Source organism: Citrobacter sp. R56, assembly GCF_016811995.1.
Taxonomy (GTDB): Bacteria; Pseudomonadota; Gammaproteobacteria; order Enterobacterales; family Enterobacteriaceae; genus Citrobacter_D; species Citrobacter_D enshiensis.
This window is the reverse complement of record NZ_CP069159.1, coordinates 4,357,163-4,375,421: the sequence shown is the minus strand read 5'-3', so window position 1 is coordinate 4,375,421 and position 18,259 is coordinate 4,357,163. Positions and strand designations below refer to the sequence as shown.

Here is an 18,259-nt window from a genome sequence, read left to right as displayed (position 1 = left end):
GGAGCAAATCCGTGAAAGACTTATTAAAGTTTCTGAAAGCGCAAACTAAAACCGAAGAGTTTGATGCGATCAAAATTGCTCTGGCCTCGCCAGACATGATCCGTTCATGGTCTTTTGGTGAAGTTAAGAAGCCGGAAACCATTAACTACCGTACGTTCAAGCCTGAGCGTGACGGCCTTTTCTGCGCCCGTATCTTTGGGCCAGTAAAAGACTACGAGTGCCTGTGCGGTAAGTACAAGCGCCTGAAACACCGTGGTGTGATCTGTGAGAAGTGCGGCGTTGAAGTGACCCAGACTAAAGTACGCCGTGAGCGTATGGGCCACATCGAGCTGGCGTCTCCGACTGCGCACATCTGGTTCCTGAAATCTCTGCCGTCCCGTATCGGCCTGCTGCTCGATATGCCGCTGCGCGATATCGAACGCGTGCTGTACTTCGAATCCTATGTGGTTATCGAAGGCGGTATGACCAATCTGGAACGCCAGCAGATCCTGACTGAAGAACAGTATCTGGATGCGCTGGAAGAGTTCGGTGACGAATTCGACGCGAAGATGGGTGCGGAAGCTATTCAGGCCCTGCTGAAGAGCATGGATCTGGAGCAAGAGTGTGAAACTCTGCGTGAAGAGCTGAACGAAACCAACTCTGAAACCAAGCGTAAGAAGCTGACCAAGCGTATCAAACTGCTGGAAGCGTTCGTTCAGTCTGGCAACAAGCCGGAGTGGATGATCCTGACCGTTCTGCCGGTTCTGCCGCCAGATCTGCGTCCGCTGGTTCCGCTGGATGGCGGTCGTTTCGCAACGTCGGATCTGAACGATCTGTATCGTCGCGTTATCAACCGTAACAACCGTCTGAAACGTCTGTTGGATCTGGCTGCGCCGGACATCATCGTACGTAACGAAAAACGTATGCTGCAGGAAGCGGTTGACGCCCTGCTGGATAACGGTCGTCGCGGTCGTGCGATCACCGGTTCTAACAAACGTCCTCTGAAATCTTTGGCCGACATGATCAAAGGTAAACAGGGTCGTTTCCGTCAGAACCTGCTCGGTAAGCGTGTTGACTACTCCGGTCGTTCTGTTATCACCGTAGGTCCATACCTGCGTCTGCATCAGTGCGGTCTGCCGAAGAAAATGGCACTGGAACTGTTCAAACCGTTCATCTACGGCAAGCTGGAACTGCGTGGCCTCGCCACCACCATCAAAGCCGCTAAGAAAATGGTTGAGCGTGAAGAAGCTGTCGTTTGGGATATCCTGGACGAAGTTATCCGCGAACACCCGGTACTGCTGAACCGTGCACCAACACTGCACCGTCTGGGTATCCAGGCATTTGAACCGGTACTGATCGAAGGTAAAGCTATCCAGCTGCACCCGCTGGTTTGTGCGGCATACAACGCCGACTTCGATGGTGACCAGATGGCTGTTCACGTACCGCTGACGCTGGAAGCCCAGCTGGAAGCGCGTGCGCTGATGATGTCTACCAACAACATCCTGTCTCCGGCGAACGGCGAACCTATCATCGTTCCGTCTCAGGACGTTGTATTGGGTCTGTACTATATGACCCGTGACTGTGTTAACGCCAAAGGCGAAGGCATGGTGCTGACTGGCCCGAAAGAAGCTGAGCGTATTTACCGCGCTGGCCTGGCCTCTCTGCATGCGCGCGTTAAAGTGCGTATCACTGAATACGAAAAAGATGAAAACGGCGAATTCGTCGCGGTCACCAGCATTAAAGACACGACCGTTGGCCGTGCCATTCTGTGGATGATCGTACCGAAAGGTCTGCCTTTCTCCATCGTCAACCAGGCGCTGGGTAAGAAAGCAATCTCCAAAATGCTGAACACCTGTTACCGCATTCTGGGTCTGAAGCCGACCGTTATCTTCGCTGACCAGACGATGTACACCGGCTTTGCGTATGCAGCGCGTTCAGGTGCATCTGTTGGTATTGATGACATGGTCATCCCAGAGAAGAAACACGAGATCATCTCTGAAGCGGAAGCCGAAGTTGCTGAGATCCAGGAGCAGTTCCAGTCTGGTCTGGTAACCGCGGGCGAACGCTATAACAAAGTTATCGATATCTGGGCTGCGGCGAACGATCGTGTATCCAAAGCGATGATGGACAACCTGCAAACCGAAACCGTTATTAACCGTGACGGCGTAGAAGAGCAGCAGGTGTCTTTCAACAGCATCTACATGATGGCCGACTCCGGTGCGCGTGGTTCTGCAGCACAGATTCGTCAGCTGGCAGGTATGCGTGGTCTGATGGCGAAGCCAGATGGCTCCATCATCGAAACGCCAATCACCGCGAACTTCCGTGAAGGTCTGAACGTACTCCAGTACTTCATCTCGACTCACGGTGCGCGTAAAGGTCTGGCGGATACCGCACTGAAAACGGCGAACTCCGGTTATCTGACGCGTCGTCTGGTTGACGTTGCACAGGATCTGGTCGTAACCGAAGACGATTGTGGCACCCTCGAAGGTATCACCATGACCCCGGTTATCGAGGGTGGTGACGTTAAAGAGCCGCTGCGCGATCGTGTTCTGGGTCGTGTGACTGCAGAAGACGTGCTGAAGCCGGGTACGGCGGACATTCTGGTTCCTCGCAATACGCTGCTGCACGAACAGTGGTGTGACCTGCTGGAAGCGAACTCCGTTGACTCCGTCAAGGTACGTTCCGTTGTATCTTGTGACACCGACTTTGGTGTATGTGCGCACTGCTATGGTCGTGACCTGGCGCGTGGCCACATCATCAACAAAGGTGAAGCTATCGGTGTTATCGCGGCACAGTCCATCGGTGAACCGGGTACACAGCTGACGATGCGTACGTTCCACATCGGTGGTGCGGCATCTCGTGCGGCTGCTGAATCCAGCATCCAGGTGAAAAATAAAGGTAGCATCCGTCTGAGCAACGCGAAGTCGGTTGTGAACTCCAGCGGTAAACTGGTTATCACCTCCCGTAACACCGAACTGAAACTGATCGACGAATTCGGTCGTACCAAAGAAAGCTATAAAGTGCCTTACGGCTCCGTTATGGCGAAAGGTGATGGCGAACAGGTTGCTGGCGGCGAAACCGTTGCAAACTGGGATCCGCACACCATGCCGGTTATCACCGAAGTGAGTGGTTTCGTCCGCTTTACTGACATGATCGACGGCCAGACCATTACTCGTCAGACCGACGAGCTGACCGGTCTGTCTTCTCTGGTAGTTCTGGATTCTGCAGAGCGTACTGCGGGTGGTAAAGACCTGCGTCCGGCACTGAAAATTGTTGATGCTCAGGGCAACGATGTTCTGATCCCAGGCACCGATATGCCTGCTCAGTACTTCCTGCCGGGTAAAGCGATTGTTCAGCTGGAAGATGGCGTACAGATCAGTTCTGGTGACACCCTGGCGCGTGTACCGCAGGAATCCGGCGGTACCAAGGATATCACCGGTGGTCTGCCACGCGTTGCGGACCTGTTCGAAGCACGTCGTCCGAAAGAGCCGGCAATCCTGGCGGAAATCAGCGGTATCATTTCCTTCGGTAAAGAAACCAAAGGGAAGCGTCGTCTGGTGATCACGCCGTTAGACGGCAGCGATCCGTACGAAGAGATGATTCCGAAATGGCGTCAGCTCAACGTGTTCGAAGGTGAACGTGTAGAACGTGGTGATGTGGTTTCCGACGGTCCGGAAGCACCGCATGACATCCTGCGTCTTCGTGGCGTACACGCGGTAACGCGTTACATCACCAACGAAGTACAGGACGTATACCGTCTGCAAGGCGTTAAGATTAACGATAAACACATTGAAGTTATCGTTCGTCAGATGCTGCGTAAAGCGACCATCGAAAGTGCAGGTAGCTCCGACTTCCTGGAAGGCGAGCAGGTTGAATACTCCCGCGTCAAGATCGCTAACCGCGACCTGGAAGCGAACGGCAAAGTTGCGGCAACATATTCCCGCGACCTGCTGGGTATCACCAAAGCGTCTCTGGCAACCGAGTCCTTCATCTCTGCTGCATCGTTCCAGGAGACCACACGTGTCCTGACCGAAGCCGCAGTAGCGGGCAAACGCGACGAACTGCGCGGTCTGAAAGAGAACGTTATCGTGGGTCGTCTGATCCCGGCTGGTACCGGTTATGCGTACCACCAGGATCGTATGCGCCGCCGTGCCGCTGGCGAATTGCCTGCAGCACCGCAGGTGACTGCTGAAGATGCGACTGCCAGCCTGGCAGAGCTGCTGAACGCAGGCCTGGGTGGTTCTGACAACGATTAATCGTTGATGGTCATAATAAAAAACCCGCTTCGGCGGGTTTTTTTTTGCCTTCGGGCATGCCGTTTGTAGGCCGGATAAGTCGCTTGTGACGCTATCCGGCAAAGCATGATGCGTATTAATTTACCGGTGGCAATCGACGATAAAGTTCAATCATATCCCCCGCCAGATCCTGAATCACCATGGCGTTCATCAGATGGTCCTGGGAGTGAACAGTGATGAGATTCACCGGTAATTTGCCCGTACCTTCGTCAATACCGATAAGCTGCGTCTGGATTTTATGCGCCACTTTAACGTAATCGCGTGACTCATCCATCGCCTGCTCTGCACCCGCAAAATCGCCTTTACGTGCCAGTTGTAGTGCTGTCAACGCCTGGCTGCGTGCGGCGCCTGCATTCACCAGTAGCTCCATGATGATAGTTTCTAACTCTTCCATGTCCTTACTCCATCAGCTTAAGGGCTTTCTCCAGCACGACATCGCCTTTCATCATGCCGTAATCCATCATATCGATCACTGCGACTTTCTTCCCTAATGGGTCGGCAAGCGCCTGAAGCTTTGCCTGCTCGTACTTCACCTGTGGACCAAGCAGGACAATATCCGCCGTAGCAATATTCTCTTTGAATTCAGCAACGGGAACAGCCTTGATACTGACCTCAACGCCTTTTTTTTGCGCAGCGTCTTTCATTCGTTGTACCAACATACTGGTGGACATTCCGGCAGCACAGCATAAAACGATATTCTTCATAATGGGCTCTCACAATTTCCCTGGTCATTCATCTTTAGTCCCTGACAGGGGAGAGGACAACTGTCTTAAAGTGAATGTGTGTAAAGCATCACAAAGATACGCCATAAAAAATGAAACCGGTTACGGTAAGGCAGGAAGCATCAAAAAGGCCCGTCTCGGCGGGCCTGGTGCTTTAGGATATTTACAGAAGAGGCGTTGGCAGGATCCGGTTTTTCCCCTGCTGTTTTGCGAGATAAAGCGCTTCATCAGCACCGATGATTAACTGTTCCAGCGATTCCATATTCCACTCTTTCATACCTGCGCTGAAGGTGACGGTCAGATTCTCTTCACGCCAGGTTCTCTGCTCTACGATCGTGCGCCATTGTTCAAGCAACGTAAAAGCCTCTTTAGCATGAACGCCAGCAAAGAGAACGGCAAATTCTTCACCGCCATAACGGTAAAGGGAAACAGAATGGGGCTGCATTACCTGAATGCCTTCACGAGCCACGTTACGCAGAACGATGTCGCCGCTCAGATGTCCCCAGGTGTCGTTGATAGATTTAAAATTATCAATGTCCACCAGCGCCAGGGTGAAGGGTTGGTGATCGTTCATCAGCGCGGCAATGTCACTGTCGAATGCGCGACGGTTTTTGCAGCCAGTCAGTGCGTCAATTGTCGCCTGGCGGACATAGGCCATCTCACGTTCTTTATTTAACTCGATAGCCTTACTGAGCATGGCTTCCAGTCGGGGCGCCCGATTCACATCCCCTGTCTTGATGGCGTTGATGATGTTCATCAATACCGTTCGGGAGGTATGCCGCAGATAAAGTCCAAACAGCACGACCATCATGGCTGCCAGCGCGAATCCCCAGGATACAATATTGGTTTCGTGGCGAGTGAGATCCATCAGCATGGTGTCAGAGACCCGGTAAACGACAAACCAGTCTGGATTCGTAAACGAGTAGTAGTAGTACCAGACATTACTTGTTGAATCGAAAACATACCCTTCGCCACTGGTCATCCTGTCCATCATCTTTTCACTGACATACTGTTTAAATAACGCGCCAGTATCCGGATGTAGCACGACTTTCCCGTCACGGTCAGCGACAAAAAACTCCCCCTGAACAGGGGCAACCATCTGGCGCAGGGTATAACTCATTGACGTGAGATCCAGGTGAAACGCGATACTGCCTTTCAGTCTTCCTTCAGGTGAAATGACCGGCTTGTAGATGGCCACCGTTGGGTAATGGGTGAAGTAGTCCATGTGAGGATTTGTATAGTGGCTGAATGTACTGGCTTTTGCCTGGTGTACAAACCATGGACGCGTTTTGGCATCAAAGGCTTTGCTATTTTCATCGGTTAACACTTCCGGGGCTCGCAGGTAGTTGCCTTCGGTATCCGCCAGCGAGATGGAAGAGACGGTTGGCATCAGCGTCTGTAACTGCATTAACAACCTCAGACCTTCTTCCGTATCGATATTCACCGTTTCATTTAGCTTGTCACCACGGGAAAAGAAGGTCGCTGCGCGTGCGAGGATATAGTCGTTTTCGCGTAGCAACGACTCGGTATAGTTAACCGCAAGGTTATGCGTGAAGTTGCGGTTAATGTTGTGGTAATCCTCCAGGAAATCTTTTCGCTGGGTGAAGGTGATGAAAATTGCGATCAGAATGAAACTGAGCAAAATCCCCCCGAAACTCACTAACATGGGGGTCGTGAAGGAAAGTTTTCTATTGTGACGTGCCATTGGCTGTGGGTCATCCCTGAAGGTGTAAGTCCTGAAAAGGTGAGTAAAGCCGACAACAGAGTTCCGTACATCAGGACAGAATCTATGCAATTATAGCTGTGAGGGTATAGCTAAAGATGATTTATCTTAAAAACAAATAAGATTGTCCCTGCTTATGTCGTAAAGAGAATTTTGTGCTACACAGCGGTTTGAGGGCAGGGCGAAAACGAGGAAGAAAAATTCCGCCCTGGTCAGCTTCCGTTGCTGACATCGACAACATAAAAAAACGGGAGTCTGAACGCTATCTCCCGTTTTTCACATTACGAATTGGCTCGTAAATTATTCAGCCGATTACAATCTGATTCACCGCGCTTGCGAGGCACGCCCCAGGTAGCTGTCCCAATCTTTCCAGACCGGCTGTAATCCTTGCGCCGCCAGCGCCCCGGCAACATCTTCAGGACGCCGGGCGTCGTGCGGGGAAAACTGCTCCAGCTCATGGTGATCGTCAGCATAACCGCCTGGTTGTGTCTTCGAAAACGCGCTGACATTGTTAATCGCCAGGGGAATAATATGATCGCGAAACCACGGCGATTCACGTGTAGAGAGCGACAATTCGATCTCCGGAGCAAGCAGGCGAAACGCGCAGATGGTTTGTACCAGCTGACGCTCATCCATGATGGATGCTGGCTCAATCCCCCCCGTGCACGGGCGCAGACGTGGGAAAGAGATTGAGTAGCGGCTCTGCCAGTACTGTTTCTGCATCCAGAGCAGATGCTCAGCCACCATATAACAATCTACCCGCCAACTGTCAGACAGACCAATCAGCGAACCCAGCCCGATTTTATCGATCCCCGCACGACCCAGTCTGTCTGGCGTTTCCAGTCGCCAGAAGAACTCCTGCTTTTTCCCTTTCAGATGGTGCTGTGCGTACATCGCCTGATGGTAGGTTTCCTGATAGACCATTACGCCATCCAGCCCCAGGGTTTTGAGCTCGGCGTACTCTGCCTCTGACAGCGGTTGTACTTCCATCTGTAAAGAGGAGAACTGGTGGCGGATGGCAGGCAGATGGCGGCGAAAGTAGTCCATGCCTACTTTTGCCTGATGCTCCCCGGTCACCAGCAGCAGGTGCTCAAATCCCAGGGCACGAATGGCTTCACATTCACGGGAAATCTCTTTGTCATCCAGCGTTTTGCGCTTGATGCGATTACTCATTGAAAAGCCGCAATAGGTGCAGTCATTGGCGCAAAGGTTGGAAAGATAGAGCGGAACGTAAAAACTGACCGTATTACCAAACCGCTGGCGGGTAAGGCGTTGCGCCTTTTGTGCCAGCGGTTCGAGGTACGCACTTGCCGCAGGAGAGAGCAGCGCCATCATGTCATCGCGACCCAACTGCGTTGCATTCAGCGCCCGTTCGACGTCTGCAGCCGTTTTGCTGTTGATGCGCAGACGGATATCGTCCCAGTTCAACTCGCGCCAGCGGTCGGTGAACGTTTTCATGCCGATGTCTCCAGGAATCCGGTTAACGGGCTGGTGGGTTGAGCATTTACGCTACGTCTTCCCGGTACGGCCTGACGCGCCAGAATGCCCGCTTCCACTGCCAAACGGAATGCCTTCGCCATCATCACCGGATCGTCAGCCACCGCGATCGCTGTATTGACCAGCACGGCGTCGGCACCCATTTCCAGGGCCTGTGTGGCGTGGCTGGGGACACCGATCCCCGCATCGACGACGACCGGGACGGTTGACTGCTGGATGATAATCTCCAGCATGGCTCGGGTTTCCAGGCCCTGATTTGAACCAATCGGCGCGCCGAGCGGCATCACGGCGGCGCAGCCGACCTCTTCAAGACGTTTGCACAGCACCGGGTCGGCACCGCAGTAGGGCAACACCACAAAGCCTTGCTTGACCAGCGCCTCGGCGGCTTTCAGTGTTTCTATCGGGTCCGGCAGCAACCAGCGCGCGTCGGGGTGAATTTCCAGTTTTAGCCAGTGGGTGCCCAGTGCTTCCCGCGCTAATTGCGCGGCAAAGATGGCCTCTTCCGCTGTTTTAGCACCGGAAGTATTGGGCAACAGCGTGACGCCTGCTTCGATGAGCGGGGCCAGAATAGCGTCGTTGTGCTGACGCAAGTCAACGCGCTTCATCGCCAGCGTCACAAGCTGGCTGCCGGAGGCGCGAATCGCCTCTGCCATTAAAGATGAAGAGGCGAATTTCCCTGTCCCCGTGAACAGGTGTGAGTCGAACGTTTTATCTGCAATACGTAACATATCAGCCCCCGGCAATAACCTGAAAAAGCAGGATCTGATCGCCGTCCTGCACAATGTGATGTTCCCACTGTTCGCGCGGCAGGATCTGTTGATTGAGCGCCAGCGCGGCACCAGGCTTGAGTTGGTCGAGCTGATTCAGCAGGTCGGTAACAGACACTCCCACTGCGCACTGCATCGGCTCATCATTGAACTGAATCTGCATGTTGCCCTCCGCATACCGGGCAGTCGCTGGCGCGTCGTAACGCCAGGCTGCGCCACTGGCTGGTTTTGGCGTCAAACAGACGCAGTTTGCCCGTGAGCGTTTCCATACCGTTCAGGAGTTTAATGGTTTCCAGCGCCTGCAATGTGCCCATCACGCCGACCACTGGCCCCACAATGCCTGCGGTACGGCAGTTGCGTTCCGGCTCTTCGTCGTCCGGCCACAGGCAGCGATAACAGCCCTGCTCCCAGGGGGGCGTCAGAACCATCAATTGACCGCCAAAGCCAACGGCGCTGGCGGTAATCAGTGGCGTATTGAGCGCGACGCAGGCGGCGTTGATCGCCTGGCGGGTGGCCATGTTGTCGGTACAATCCAGTACCACATCGGCGCTAGCGACCGCGTGTCGAAGCGCATCGCCAGTGAGACGTTGCTGTAACGCCACCAGCTCAATATCCGGGTTGAGACGCGCCAGTCTCTGCTTCGTGACGTGCGATTTCGGGCGGGCGATATCATCGGTAGTGAAGAGGATTTGCCGTTGCAGGTTACTCAGATGCACATCGTCATCGTCAGCCAGAACCAACGTGCCGATGCCCGCGCCCGCAAGATAGAGCGCGGCGGGCGAGCCTAATCCGCCTAAACCGATGACCAGCACGTGGCTTGCGAGCAGCTTTTGCTGCCCTTCAATCGCGATATCGGCAAGCATGATCTGGCGGCTGTAGCGCATAAAGTCACGATCATTCATCGCCAGCTCCTGCTACCGAAAGTAACTGCGCGGTGGCAGCACGCCAGTCTGTTGCCTGTGTAATCGCACTGACGACGGCAATACTGCCGACACCGGTAGCCAGTACCGCAGGCGCACGTTCAAGGCTAATCCCGCCGATGGCGACGGCAGGATAATCAGCCAGACGTTCAATATGGCGTGCCAGCTGTTCCAGCCCTTGCGGGGCGGAGGGCATCTGTTTGGTTTGTGTTGGGAAGACATGCCCTAACGCGATATACGAAGGACGCGCGGCCAGCGCCACGTCAATTTCCATATCATCATGGGTCGAGACGCCAAGGCGCAGCCCTGCCGCCTGAATCGCCTTCAGATCGGTGGTTTCGAGATCTTCCTGACCCAGATGGACACCGTACGCGTTGTGTTTTATCGCCAGTTGCCAGTAGTCGTTGATGAACAGCCGGGCGTCAAAACGACGCCCCAGCGTAATCGCGGCGATAACGTCCGCTTCCACGTCTTCATCGCGCTTATCTTTAATCCGCAGTTGGATTGTGCGCACGCCCGCCTCCAGCAGGCGTTCAATCCAGAGTACGCTGTCTACCACCGGATAAAGTCCGAGACGGAAAGGGACGGTTGGGAAATCAGGCTGGTACATCAGGCTTCCTCCCGCTTCAGATAGATTTCACCGCCTTTGGCACGGAAGTTCTCCGACATGTCTGCCATGCCCACTTCAATGGTTTGTGCAGCGGCATAGTCGCGAACTTCCTGGCTGATTTTCATCGAGCAGAACTTCGGCCCACACATTGAGCAGAAGTGGGCGACTTTGCCGGATTCCTGCGGCAGCGTTTCATCGTGGTACGCACGGGCGGTGAATGGGTCGAGGGCCAGGTTAAACTGGTCTTCCCAACGGAATTCGAAGCGCGCTTTCGACATGGCGTTATCGCGGATTTGCGCGCCCGGATGGCCCTTCGCCAGATCGGCGGCGTGCGCGGCGATCTTGTAGGTGATCAGCCCCTGTTTCACATCTTCTTTGTTTGGCAGGCCGAGGTGCTCTTTCGGGGTGACGTAGCAGAGCATCGCGCAGCCAAACCAGCCAATCATCGCTGCGCCAATCCCGGAAGTGAAATGGTCATAGCCCGGTGCGATATCGGTGGTCAATGGGCCTAAGGTGTAGAACGGCGCTTCATGACAGTGCTCCAGCTCTTCGGTCATGTTGCGACGGATCATCTGCATCGGGACATGCCCCGGACCTTCGATCATCACCTGAACGTCATATTCCCAGGCGATTTTGGTCAGTTCGCCGAGCGTATGCAGTTCGGCAAACTGTGCTTCGTCGTTGGCGTCACGAACGGAGCCAGGACGCAGGCCATCACCGAGAGAGAGCGCAACGTCGTAGGCGGCGCAGATTTCGCAAATCTCGCGGAAGTGCTCGTAGAGGAAGTTTTCCTGATGATGGGACAGGCACCATTTCGCCATAATTGAACCGCCGCGCGAGACAATCCCGGTCAGCCGTTTAGCGGTCATCGGCACATAGCGCAACAGGACGCCTGCATGGATGGTGAAGTAGTCGACACCTTGTTCGGCCTGCTCCAGCAGCGTATCGCGGAAGGCTTCCCAGGTCAGATCTTCGGCGATCCCATTGACCTTCTCCAGCGCCTGGTAGATCGGCACTGTACCGATCGGCACCGGGCTGTTACGCAGGATCCACTCGCGGGTTTCGTGGATATAGCGGCCCGTTGAAAGGTCCATCACCGTATCTGCCCCCCAGCGTGTGGACCAGACCAGTTTTTCGACCTCTTCTTCGATGGAAGAGGTCACCGCCGAATTGCCTATATTGGCGTTTACTTTGACCAGGAAGTTGCGGCCGATAATCATCGGCTCAGATTCCGGGTGGTTAATGTTGGCAGGGATAATCGCGCGTCCGGCGGCCACTTCATCACGGACAAACTCCGGAGTGATGTTTTCCGGCAGGCGTGCGCCAAAGCCTTCACCTGGATGCTGGTGGCGTAACACTTCACTGCGAATACGCTCGCGCCCCATGTTTTCACGGATAGCGATGAACTCCATCTCCGGCGTGACGATACCCTGGCGCGCATAATGCAATTGCGTGACGCATTTTCCGGCTTTGGCACGTTTCGGCGTTAACAGGCCCGTGAAACGGAGTTCGTCCAGACCGTCATCGGCCAGGCGCTCTTTGGTATAGGCAGAGCTGCGGTCGGTCAGTGCTTCGCTATCGGCGCGGGCGTCAATCCACGGTTGACGCAGTTTTGCCAGACCCTGTTCAACATTAATCGCGATATCAGGATCGCCATACGGGCCCGAGGTGTCATACACCGGAATGGCTTCGTTTTCTTCGTACTGTGGATGGTCTTTTGTGCCGCCGGTTAACGTCGGACTAAGCTGGATTTCGCGCATTGGGATGCGGATATCCGACTGCGAGCCGGTGATATAGATGCGTTTTGAATTCGGAAAGGCAGTACCTTCCAGCGTATTGATGAAGTGTTGTGCTTGTTCGCGTTGCTGGCGACGGGTTAATTTTGTTGCAGACATAGCTCATTCCAAAAAAGTAAGGACGTGGCTTGTCAGACGACGGATGAAGCAAGAGAGACGATCGCCGCAATGGCGATGCAATAGCAGATTGACTCTTGTTCCCTTCGCAGGTTTTAACCTGATCAGGTTCCGCGGATCCCGAATTAACGGTCTCAGCCCGTGCTTCCACACTGGGCACTCCGACAAGAAATAACCCCCGGTAAAGGGGGCGACAAAGGTAAGTTACGCGTTAATAGCGTCGAACTCAAGCAGGACGTTTTGCCCTGGCACTGTCGTGCATCGCGTCAAAGACCAGCATGATCAGCTTGTCTTCAAGGATAAATCGGGATTCCAGCGCTTCGCCGATATCTGATAAAACCTTTTGAAATTCAAGATAGTTATCATGATCGATGGCCATTTCCAGGCTGGAGTCGTAGTAATCCATAATGCGTTGCGTATTGGCTTCCAGCAGCGGCCAAATTTTCGTTGCGTTTAAAAGCTGCCCGTTACCTTCCAATTTATGGAGAATACGTTCATAAATACTGAAGTGTCCGGCGGAAAGGTAATCGACCAGACTTTGACAAAAATCATCCAGCGCTTTTTCGTTTAAGCGCATGTACGATTCTTTGCCAGGCTTAATGCCAACCAAATTGTAGTAAGCCACGAGCAGATGCTTACGTACATGTAGCCAGCGATCAACCAGTTTATTACTTCCTCTGACGTGCTCTGTCAGGTTATCCAGCTGGTTTAACATGATTGACTCCGCAAGTTTAGATTCAAAAAACTGCTCACTCAAAAATGTAAAAATAATGTAAACAACATGCCTGTGAAGCAAAGGTAGCGCAAGAGATATGGATCGTATAATTGAAAAATTAGACAGCGGCTGGTGGATTGTCAGTCATGAGCAAAAAATATGGCTACCTCGCGGAGAGTTGCCACATGGCGAAGCGGCAAGTTTTGATCTGACGGGGCAGCGCGCACTTCAAATCGGGGTGTGGGAAGGCGAACCCGTCTGGTTGGTACAGCAGCATCGCCGCCATGATATGGGGTCCGTACGACAGGTTATCGATCAGGATGTCGGTCTGTTTCAACTGGCGGGGCGCGGCGTGCAACTGGCGGAGTTTTACCGTTCACATAAATTCTGTGGCTACTGCGGGCACACAATGTACCCGAGTAAAACCGAATGGGCCATGTTGTGCAGTCATTGCCGCGAACGCTATTACCCTCAGATAGCGCCTTGCATTATTGTGGCGATTCGCCGTGAAGACACCCTTTTGCTCGCCCAACATACCCGCCATCGCAATGGCGTGCATACGGTGCTGGCCGGATTTGTCGAAGTGGGGGAAACCCTGGAACAAGCGGTGGCGCGTGAAGTCATGGAAGAAAGCCGTATTAAAGTGAAGAACCTGCGCTATGTCACGTCGCAGCCGTGGCCATTCCCGATGTCGCTCATGACTGCGTTTATGGCAGAGTACGACAGCGGGGAGATTGTTATCGATCCGAAGGAGTTGCTGGAAGCGGGTTGGTATCGTTATGACGATCTTCCGCTACTGCCGCCGCCGGGCACTGTCGCTCGTCGGTTGATCGAAGATACGGTGGCAATGTGTCGGGCAGAGTACGAGTGACATGATACACTGGGCGCATAACGCTAAAGGAATGTAAAAATGACCGAACTGAAAAACGATCGTTACCTGCGTGCGCTGCTGCGCCAGCCCGTTGATGTCACCCCTGTATGGATGATGCGCCAGGCAGGCCGTTATCTCCCGGAGTATAAAGCCACCCGTGCACAAGCGGGCGATTTTATGTCACTGTGCAAAAATGCCGAGCTGGCGTGCGAAGTCACCCTCCAGCCGCTGCGCCGTTACCCGCTTGATGCGGCGATCCTCTTTTCGGACATCCTGACCATTCCGGATGCGATGGGCCTGGGGCTTTACTTTGAAGCTGGAGAAGGCCCGCGCTTTACCGCGCCGGTGACCTGCAAAGCCGACGTCGATAAATTGCCAATCCCTGATCCCGAAGATGAACTGGGCTACGTGATGAATGCGGTACGCACTATTCGTCGCGAACTGAAAGGCGAAGTCCCGTTGATTGGTTTTTCCGGCAGTCCATGGACGCTGGCGACGTACATGGTGGAAGGCGGTAGCAGCAAAGCCTTTACCGTCATTAAAAAGATGATGTATGCAGACCCGCAAGCGCTCCATTTACTGCTCGATAAACTGGCGAAAAGCGTCACGTTGTATCTCAATGCGCAGATCAAAGCGGGCGCGCAGTCGGTGATGATTTTCGATACCTGGGGCGGCGTGCTGACCGGGCGCGATTATCAGCAGTTCTCGCTCTATTACATGCATAAAATCGTCGATGGTCTCCTGCGTGAGAATGAAGGGCGTCGTGTGCCGGTCACGCTGTTTACCAAAGGCGGCGGCCAATGGCTGGAAGCGATGGCGGAAACGGGCTGTGATGCGCTGGGACTCGACTGGACCACAGACATTGCCGATGCGCGTCGTCGCGTAGGACATAAAGTGGCGCTGCAGGGGAATATGGATCCTTCCATGCTGTATGCACCAGCGGCGCGTATTGAAGAAGAGGTCGCGACGATTCTGGCGGGATTCGGCCAGGGTGAAGGCCACGTCTTCAACCTTGGGCACGGCATTCACCAGGATGTGCCGCCAGAACATGCTGGCACCTTTGTGGAGGCAGTACACCGGATTTCAGCGCAGTATCACCAGTAAGGGATCGGCATGGATCTCGCGTCGCTACGCGCTCAACAGCTTGAACTGGCCTCATCGGTTTCCCGCGAGGATCGTCTGGATAACGATCCTCCGGATCTGATCGCAGGCGCTGATGTTGGGTTTGAGCAGGGCGGTGAAGTGACGCGAGCCGCAATGGTTCTGTTGAAGTATCCTTCGCTTGAGCTGGTGGAGTACAAGGTGGCGCGCATCGCCACCACCATGCCGTATATTCCTGGTTTTCTCTCCTTTCGTGAATATCCCGCGCTGCTGGCCGCGTGGGAGCAACTCTCGCATAAGCCTGATTTAGTGTTTGTCGATGGTCACGGTATTTCTCATCCGCGTCGCCTCGGTGTTGCCAGCCATTTTGGGCTGCTGGTGGATGTGCCGACCATCGGCGTGGCGAAAAAACGGCTGTGCGGCAAATTTGACCCTCTCTCTGCCGAACCCGGTGCTCTGGCGCCGTTAATGGATAAGGGCGAGCAACTGGCATGGGTCTGGCGTAGCAAAGCGCGCTGCAATCCACTGTTTGTTTCTACCGGGCATCGGGTTGGGCTGGACAGCGCCCTTGCGTGGGTACAACGCTGTATGAAAGGGTATCGCTTACCCGAGCCTACGCGCTGGGCTGACGCGGTGGCGTCGGACCGTCCGGCATTTGCGCGTTGGCAAGAAATTCAGCCTTGATTCAGGTACACTTCCGCTAATTATCGTTTTCGAGATCTCATCATGTTACAAAACCCGATTCATCTGCGCCTTGAGAAGCTGGAAAGCTGGCAGCATGTCACTTTTATGGCCTGTTTGTGCGAACGCATGTACCCCAACTACGCCATGTTCTGTCAGCAAACTGAATTTGGCGATGGGCAGATTTACCGCCGAATTCTGGATTTGATTTGGGAAGTGCTGACGGTCAAAGATGCGAAAATCAATTTCGACAGCCAGCTGGAAAAGTTTGAAGAGGCCATTCCGTCGGCAGATGATTACGATTTGTACGGCGTTTATCCCGCGATTGATGCCTGTGTGGCATTAAGCGAATTGATGCACTCGCGTCTGAGTGGTGAAACGCTGGAGCACGCGATTGAAGTCAGTAAGACGTCTATTACCACCGTTGCGATGCTAGAAATGACGCAGGCTGGTCGTGAAATGACCGATGAAGAGCTGAAAGAGAACCCTGCGGTTGAGCAAGAATGGGACATTCAGTGGGAAATATTCCGACTTTTGGCCGATTGCGAAGAACGCGATATTGAGCTGATAAAAGGGTTACGCGCAGACCTGCGCGAGTCCGGCGAGAGTAATATCGGTATAAATTTTCCGCAATGAGACCAGAAAACGTGATTTAACGCCTGATTTGTCATGCCTGAAGGCTTCCCTTCCGCCCCCCGTCTGGTCTACATTTGGGGGGCGAAAAAAAGTGGCTATCGGTGCGTGTATGCAGGAGAGTGCTTTTCTGGCATTTTCGTCGCACTCGATGCTTAGCAAGCGATAAACACATTGTAAGGATAACTTATGAACAAGACTCAACTGATTGATGTAATTGCAGACAAAGCAGAACTGTCCAAAACCCAGGCTAAAGCTGCTCTGGAATCCACTCTGGCTGCTATTACTGAGTCTCTGAAAGAAGGCGATGCTGTACAACTGGTTGGTTTCGGTACCTTCAAAGTGAACCACCGCGCTGAGCGCACTGGCCGCAACCCGCAGACCGGTAAAGAAATCAAAATCGCCGCAGCTAACGTGCCGGCATTTGTTTCTGGCAAAGCACTGAAAGACGCAGTTAAGTAATTCGCGTGGCAGTGAACAGTTTTAGCGAAGGGGCGGGTTCGCCCCTTTTGTCTGTCTGGCGTCGTACGCTGACGTTGGCAGGCGCGCTATTGCTGACCGCGTGCAGTCAGCACTCTTCGCTTCCCCCCTTTACGGCCAGCGGTTACGCGGACGATCAGGGGGCGGTGCGAGTATGGCGTAAAGATTCCGACGGTGATGTTCATTTGCTTTCCGTCTTTAGCCCATGGCGTAGCGGCGAGACGACCACGGCTGAATATCGCTGGCAAGGCGATACGCTTTCTCTGATTGAATTCAACGTTTACGGCAAACCGGCAGAGCATATTCGCGCCCGATTCGACGATCGTGGTGAACTGAGCTTTATGCAGCGTGAGGTTGGCGGGCAGAAACAGCAGCTTTCCAGCGATCAAATTGCGCTATACCGCTATCGCGCCGATCAAATCCGCCAGACCAGCGACGCGTTGCGTCAGGGGCGGGTGGTTTTACGCCAGGGACGCTGGCACGCCAATCAGACCATCACCACCTGCGAAGGCGAAACGCTGAAGCCCGATTTAGACGCGTGGGCAATCAGCCATATTGAGCGCCGCCAGAGCCGCTCGTCGGTTGAGGTGAGCGTGGCATGGCTGGAGGCGCCTGAAGGATCTCAGTTGCTACTGGTGGCGAATGAAGACTTCTGTCGCTGGCAGCCGCAAGAGAAAAGTTTCTGATTCATCGGGGCTTACCAGTGGCCCATCCCCATATGGCCGCCACCCCGATGATACCCGCCGCCACCGCAACCCATTCCTGTACCACGTGGCACGCCTGCCTCCACCATCGCAATATCGCGTTTCACTTGTTGATCATTCAGTGACTGACGCAAAGAGGCCATCTCTTTCGCCACGGCGCTAATTTTCGCGCTATCCGGTGAACTGGCGGTTAATAACGCATTGTACTCATACTGTTTGGACGTTAATTGCTGACGTAACGAACGGGTCTGCGAGTCGTAATCATCATCGATTTTCTGGGCGGCAGCTTGCTGTTCCGTTGTGAGCGCACTGACATTTTGTTGCCTCATCCCACCGTCGCCATTTCCCCAGTGATTTCGGGCCATGGCTGGGCTGGAACCCAGAACCATCATGGAGAGTGCGATCAGCGCCAGACCCGCTGTGTTATTCCGTTTCATATTTTGTCCTCTTGTTGGTTATCTTCCTTCCCTTTTGCATCTTCCATGCCAGGTGTTACATCCCCGGTCTGAGGGAGAAATGTGAGCCGTTGAGCGGCTAAAGCGAGTAAAAATGACTCGCCTGATTTTCGCAGCGGGTCATTTTTACTCAGTAGCATCAGCAGTTTGTGTCTAAAGACAGGGTTGCAGGGCGTGAAAAGTGGCATGATTT

The 18,259-nt window shown here is 53.9% G+C and carries 19 protein-coding genes and 1 riboswitch; of the genes, 7 read left to right on the top strand and 12 right to left on the bottom strand.

The features are described 5' to 3' along the window. Positions 1-11 precede the first annotated feature (11 nt). A complete protein-coding gene (rpoC, locus tag JM656_RS20540) occupies positions 12-4,235 on the top strand; it encodes a DNA-directed RNA polymerase subunit beta' (RefSeq protein WP_203359345.1) in 4,224 nt (1,407 codons plus the stop codon). Positions 4,236-4,350: 115 nt separating this feature from the next. Here the strand turns inward: rpoC and JM656_RS20535 are convergent, their stop codons facing one another. The 10 genes from JM656_RS20535 to rsd all read right to left on the bottom strand — a co-directional run bounded on the left by JM656_RS20535 (position 4,351) and on the right by rsd (position 13,141). After that, the gene (locus JM656_RS20535; protein WP_203359344.1) at positions 4,351-4,668 is read right to left on the bottom strand and encodes a PTS lactose/cellobiose transporter subunit IIA; all 318 of its coding nucleotides are present in this window, start codon (positions 4,666-4,668) and stop codon (positions 4,351-4,353) included. Positions 4,669-4,672: 4 nt separating this feature from the next. After that, positions 4,673-4,978, bottom strand: a complete 306-nt coding sequence (locus JM656_RS20530) for a PTS sugar transporter subunit IIB (RefSeq protein ID WP_203359343.1) — start codon at positions 4,976-4,978, stop codon at positions 4,673-4,675. Positions 4,979-5,159: 181 nt separating this feature from the next. Then, positions 5,160-6,701, bottom strand: a complete 1,542-nt coding sequence (locus tag JM656_RS20525; RefSeq protein WP_203359342.1) for a sensor domain-containing diguanylate cyclase — start codon at positions 6,699-6,701, stop codon at positions 5,160-5,162. 342 nt (positions 6,702-7,043) lie between these two features. Then, positions 7,044-8,177 (bottom strand): 2-iminoacetate synthase ThiH, encoded by a 1,134-nt coding sequence (gene thiH, locus JM656_RS20520; RefSeq protein ID WP_203359341.1) that lies wholly within the window; start codon positions 8,175-8,177, stop codon positions 7,044-7,046. After that, on the bottom strand, positions 8,174-8,944 hold the full coding sequence (gene thiG, locus JM656_RS20515) for a thiazole synthase (RefSeq protein WP_203359340.1): 771 nt from the start codon (positions 8,942-8,944) through the stop codon (positions 8,174-8,176). Before thiG ends, thiH begins: the two co-directional genes overlap by 4 nt. A gap of 1 nt (position 8,945) precedes the next feature. Further along, the gene (gene thiS / locus JM656_RS20510) at positions 8,946-9,146 is read right to left on the bottom strand and encodes a sulfur carrier protein ThiS (protein ID WP_203359339.1); all 201 of its coding nucleotides are present in this window, start codon (positions 9,144-9,146) and stop codon (positions 8,946-8,948) included. Then, positions 9,127-9,885 (bottom strand): thiazole biosynthesis adenylyltransferase ThiF, encoded by a 759-nt coding sequence (gene thiF, locus JM656_RS20505; RefSeq protein ID WP_203359338.1) that lies wholly within the window; start codon positions 9,883-9,885, stop codon positions 9,127-9,129. Before thiF ends, thiS begins: the two co-directional genes overlap by 20 nt. After that, positions 9,878-10,513 carry a thiamine phosphate synthase gene (gene thiE, locus JM656_RS20500; protein WP_203359337.1) on the bottom strand — a complete coding sequence of 212 codons (636 nt, stop codon included), beginning with the start codon at positions 10,511-10,513 and terminating at the stop codon, positions 9,878-9,880. Before thiE ends, thiF begins: the two co-directional genes overlap by 8 nt. Next, on the bottom strand, positions 10,513-12,408 hold the full coding sequence (gene thiC / locus JM656_RS20495; protein ID WP_203359336.1) for a phosphomethylpyrimidine synthase ThiC: 1,896 nt from the start codon (positions 12,406-12,408) through the stop codon (positions 10,513-10,515). Before thiC ends, thiE begins: the two co-directional genes overlap by 1 nt. Before the next feature lie 82 nt (positions 12,409-12,490). Continuing rightward, positions 12,491-12,600, bottom strand: a riboswitch (TPP riboswitch). Between the two features lie 52 nt (positions 12,601-12,652). Further along, complete coding sequence (rsd, locus tag JM656_RS20490) at positions 12,653-13,141, bottom strand: sigma D regulator (protein ID WP_203359335.1); 489 nt, start codon at positions 13,139-13,141, stop codon at positions 12,653-12,655. 97 nt (positions 13,142-13,238) lie between these two features. On the opposite strand from rsd, the gene nudC reads away from it, so the two are divergent. The 6 genes from nudC to JM656_RS20460 all read left to right on the top strand — a co-directional run bounded on the left by nudC (position 13,239) and on the right by JM656_RS20460 (position 17,593). Continuing rightward, positions 13,239-14,012 carry an NAD(+) diphosphatase gene (gene nudC, locus JM656_RS20485; protein WP_203359334.1) on the top strand — a complete coding sequence of 258 codons (774 nt, stop codon included), beginning with the start codon at positions 13,239-13,241 and terminating at the stop codon, positions 14,010-14,012. 39 nt (positions 14,013-14,051) lie between these two features. Continuing rightward, a complete protein-coding gene (gene hemE / locus JM656_RS20480) occupies positions 14,052-15,116 on the top strand; it encodes a uroporphyrinogen decarboxylase (RefSeq protein ID WP_203359333.1) in 1,065 nt (354 codons plus the stop codon). Positions 15,117-15,125: 9 nt separating this feature from the next. Further along, positions 15,126-15,797: a deoxyribonuclease V gene (gene nfi / locus JM656_RS20475; protein ID WP_203359332.1), complete on the top strand. Its 672-nt coding sequence runs from the start codon at positions 15,126-15,128 to the stop codon at positions 15,795-15,797. A 42-nt stretch (positions 15,798-15,839) separates the two neighbouring features. Continuing rightward, complete coding sequence (locus JM656_RS20470; protein ID WP_203359331.1) at positions 15,840-16,430, top strand: YjaG family protein; 591 nt, start codon at positions 15,840-15,842, stop codon at positions 16,428-16,430. Positions 16,431-16,616: 186 nt separating this feature from the next. Beyond that, positions 16,617-16,889, top strand: a complete 273-nt coding sequence (gene hupA, locus JM656_RS20465; protein ID WP_001044509.1) for a nucleoid-associated protein HU-alpha — start codon at positions 16,617-16,619, stop codon at positions 16,887-16,889. Positions 16,890-16,900: 11 nt separating this feature from the next. Then, entirely contained in the window at positions 16,901-17,593 is a 693-nt protein-coding gene (locus JM656_RS20460; RefSeq protein ID WP_203361343.1) for a DUF1481 domain-containing protein, read from the top strand. Positions 17,594-17,604: 11 nt separating this feature from the next. Here the strand turns inward: JM656_RS20460 and zraP are convergent, their stop codons facing one another. After that, entirely contained in the window at positions 17,605-18,048 is a 444-nt protein-coding gene (gene zraP / locus JM656_RS20455; RefSeq protein ID WP_203359330.1) for a zinc resistance sensor/chaperone ZraP, read from the bottom strand. Then, a complete protein-coding gene (locus JM656_RS22395; protein ID WP_238929177.1) occupies positions 18,045-18,254 on the bottom strand; it encodes a hypothetical protein in 210 nt (69 codons plus the stop codon). The genes zraP and JM656_RS22395 overlap by 4 nt, the downstream gene beginning before the upstream one ends. Between the last annotated feature and the right edge of the window lie 5 nt (positions 18,255-18,259).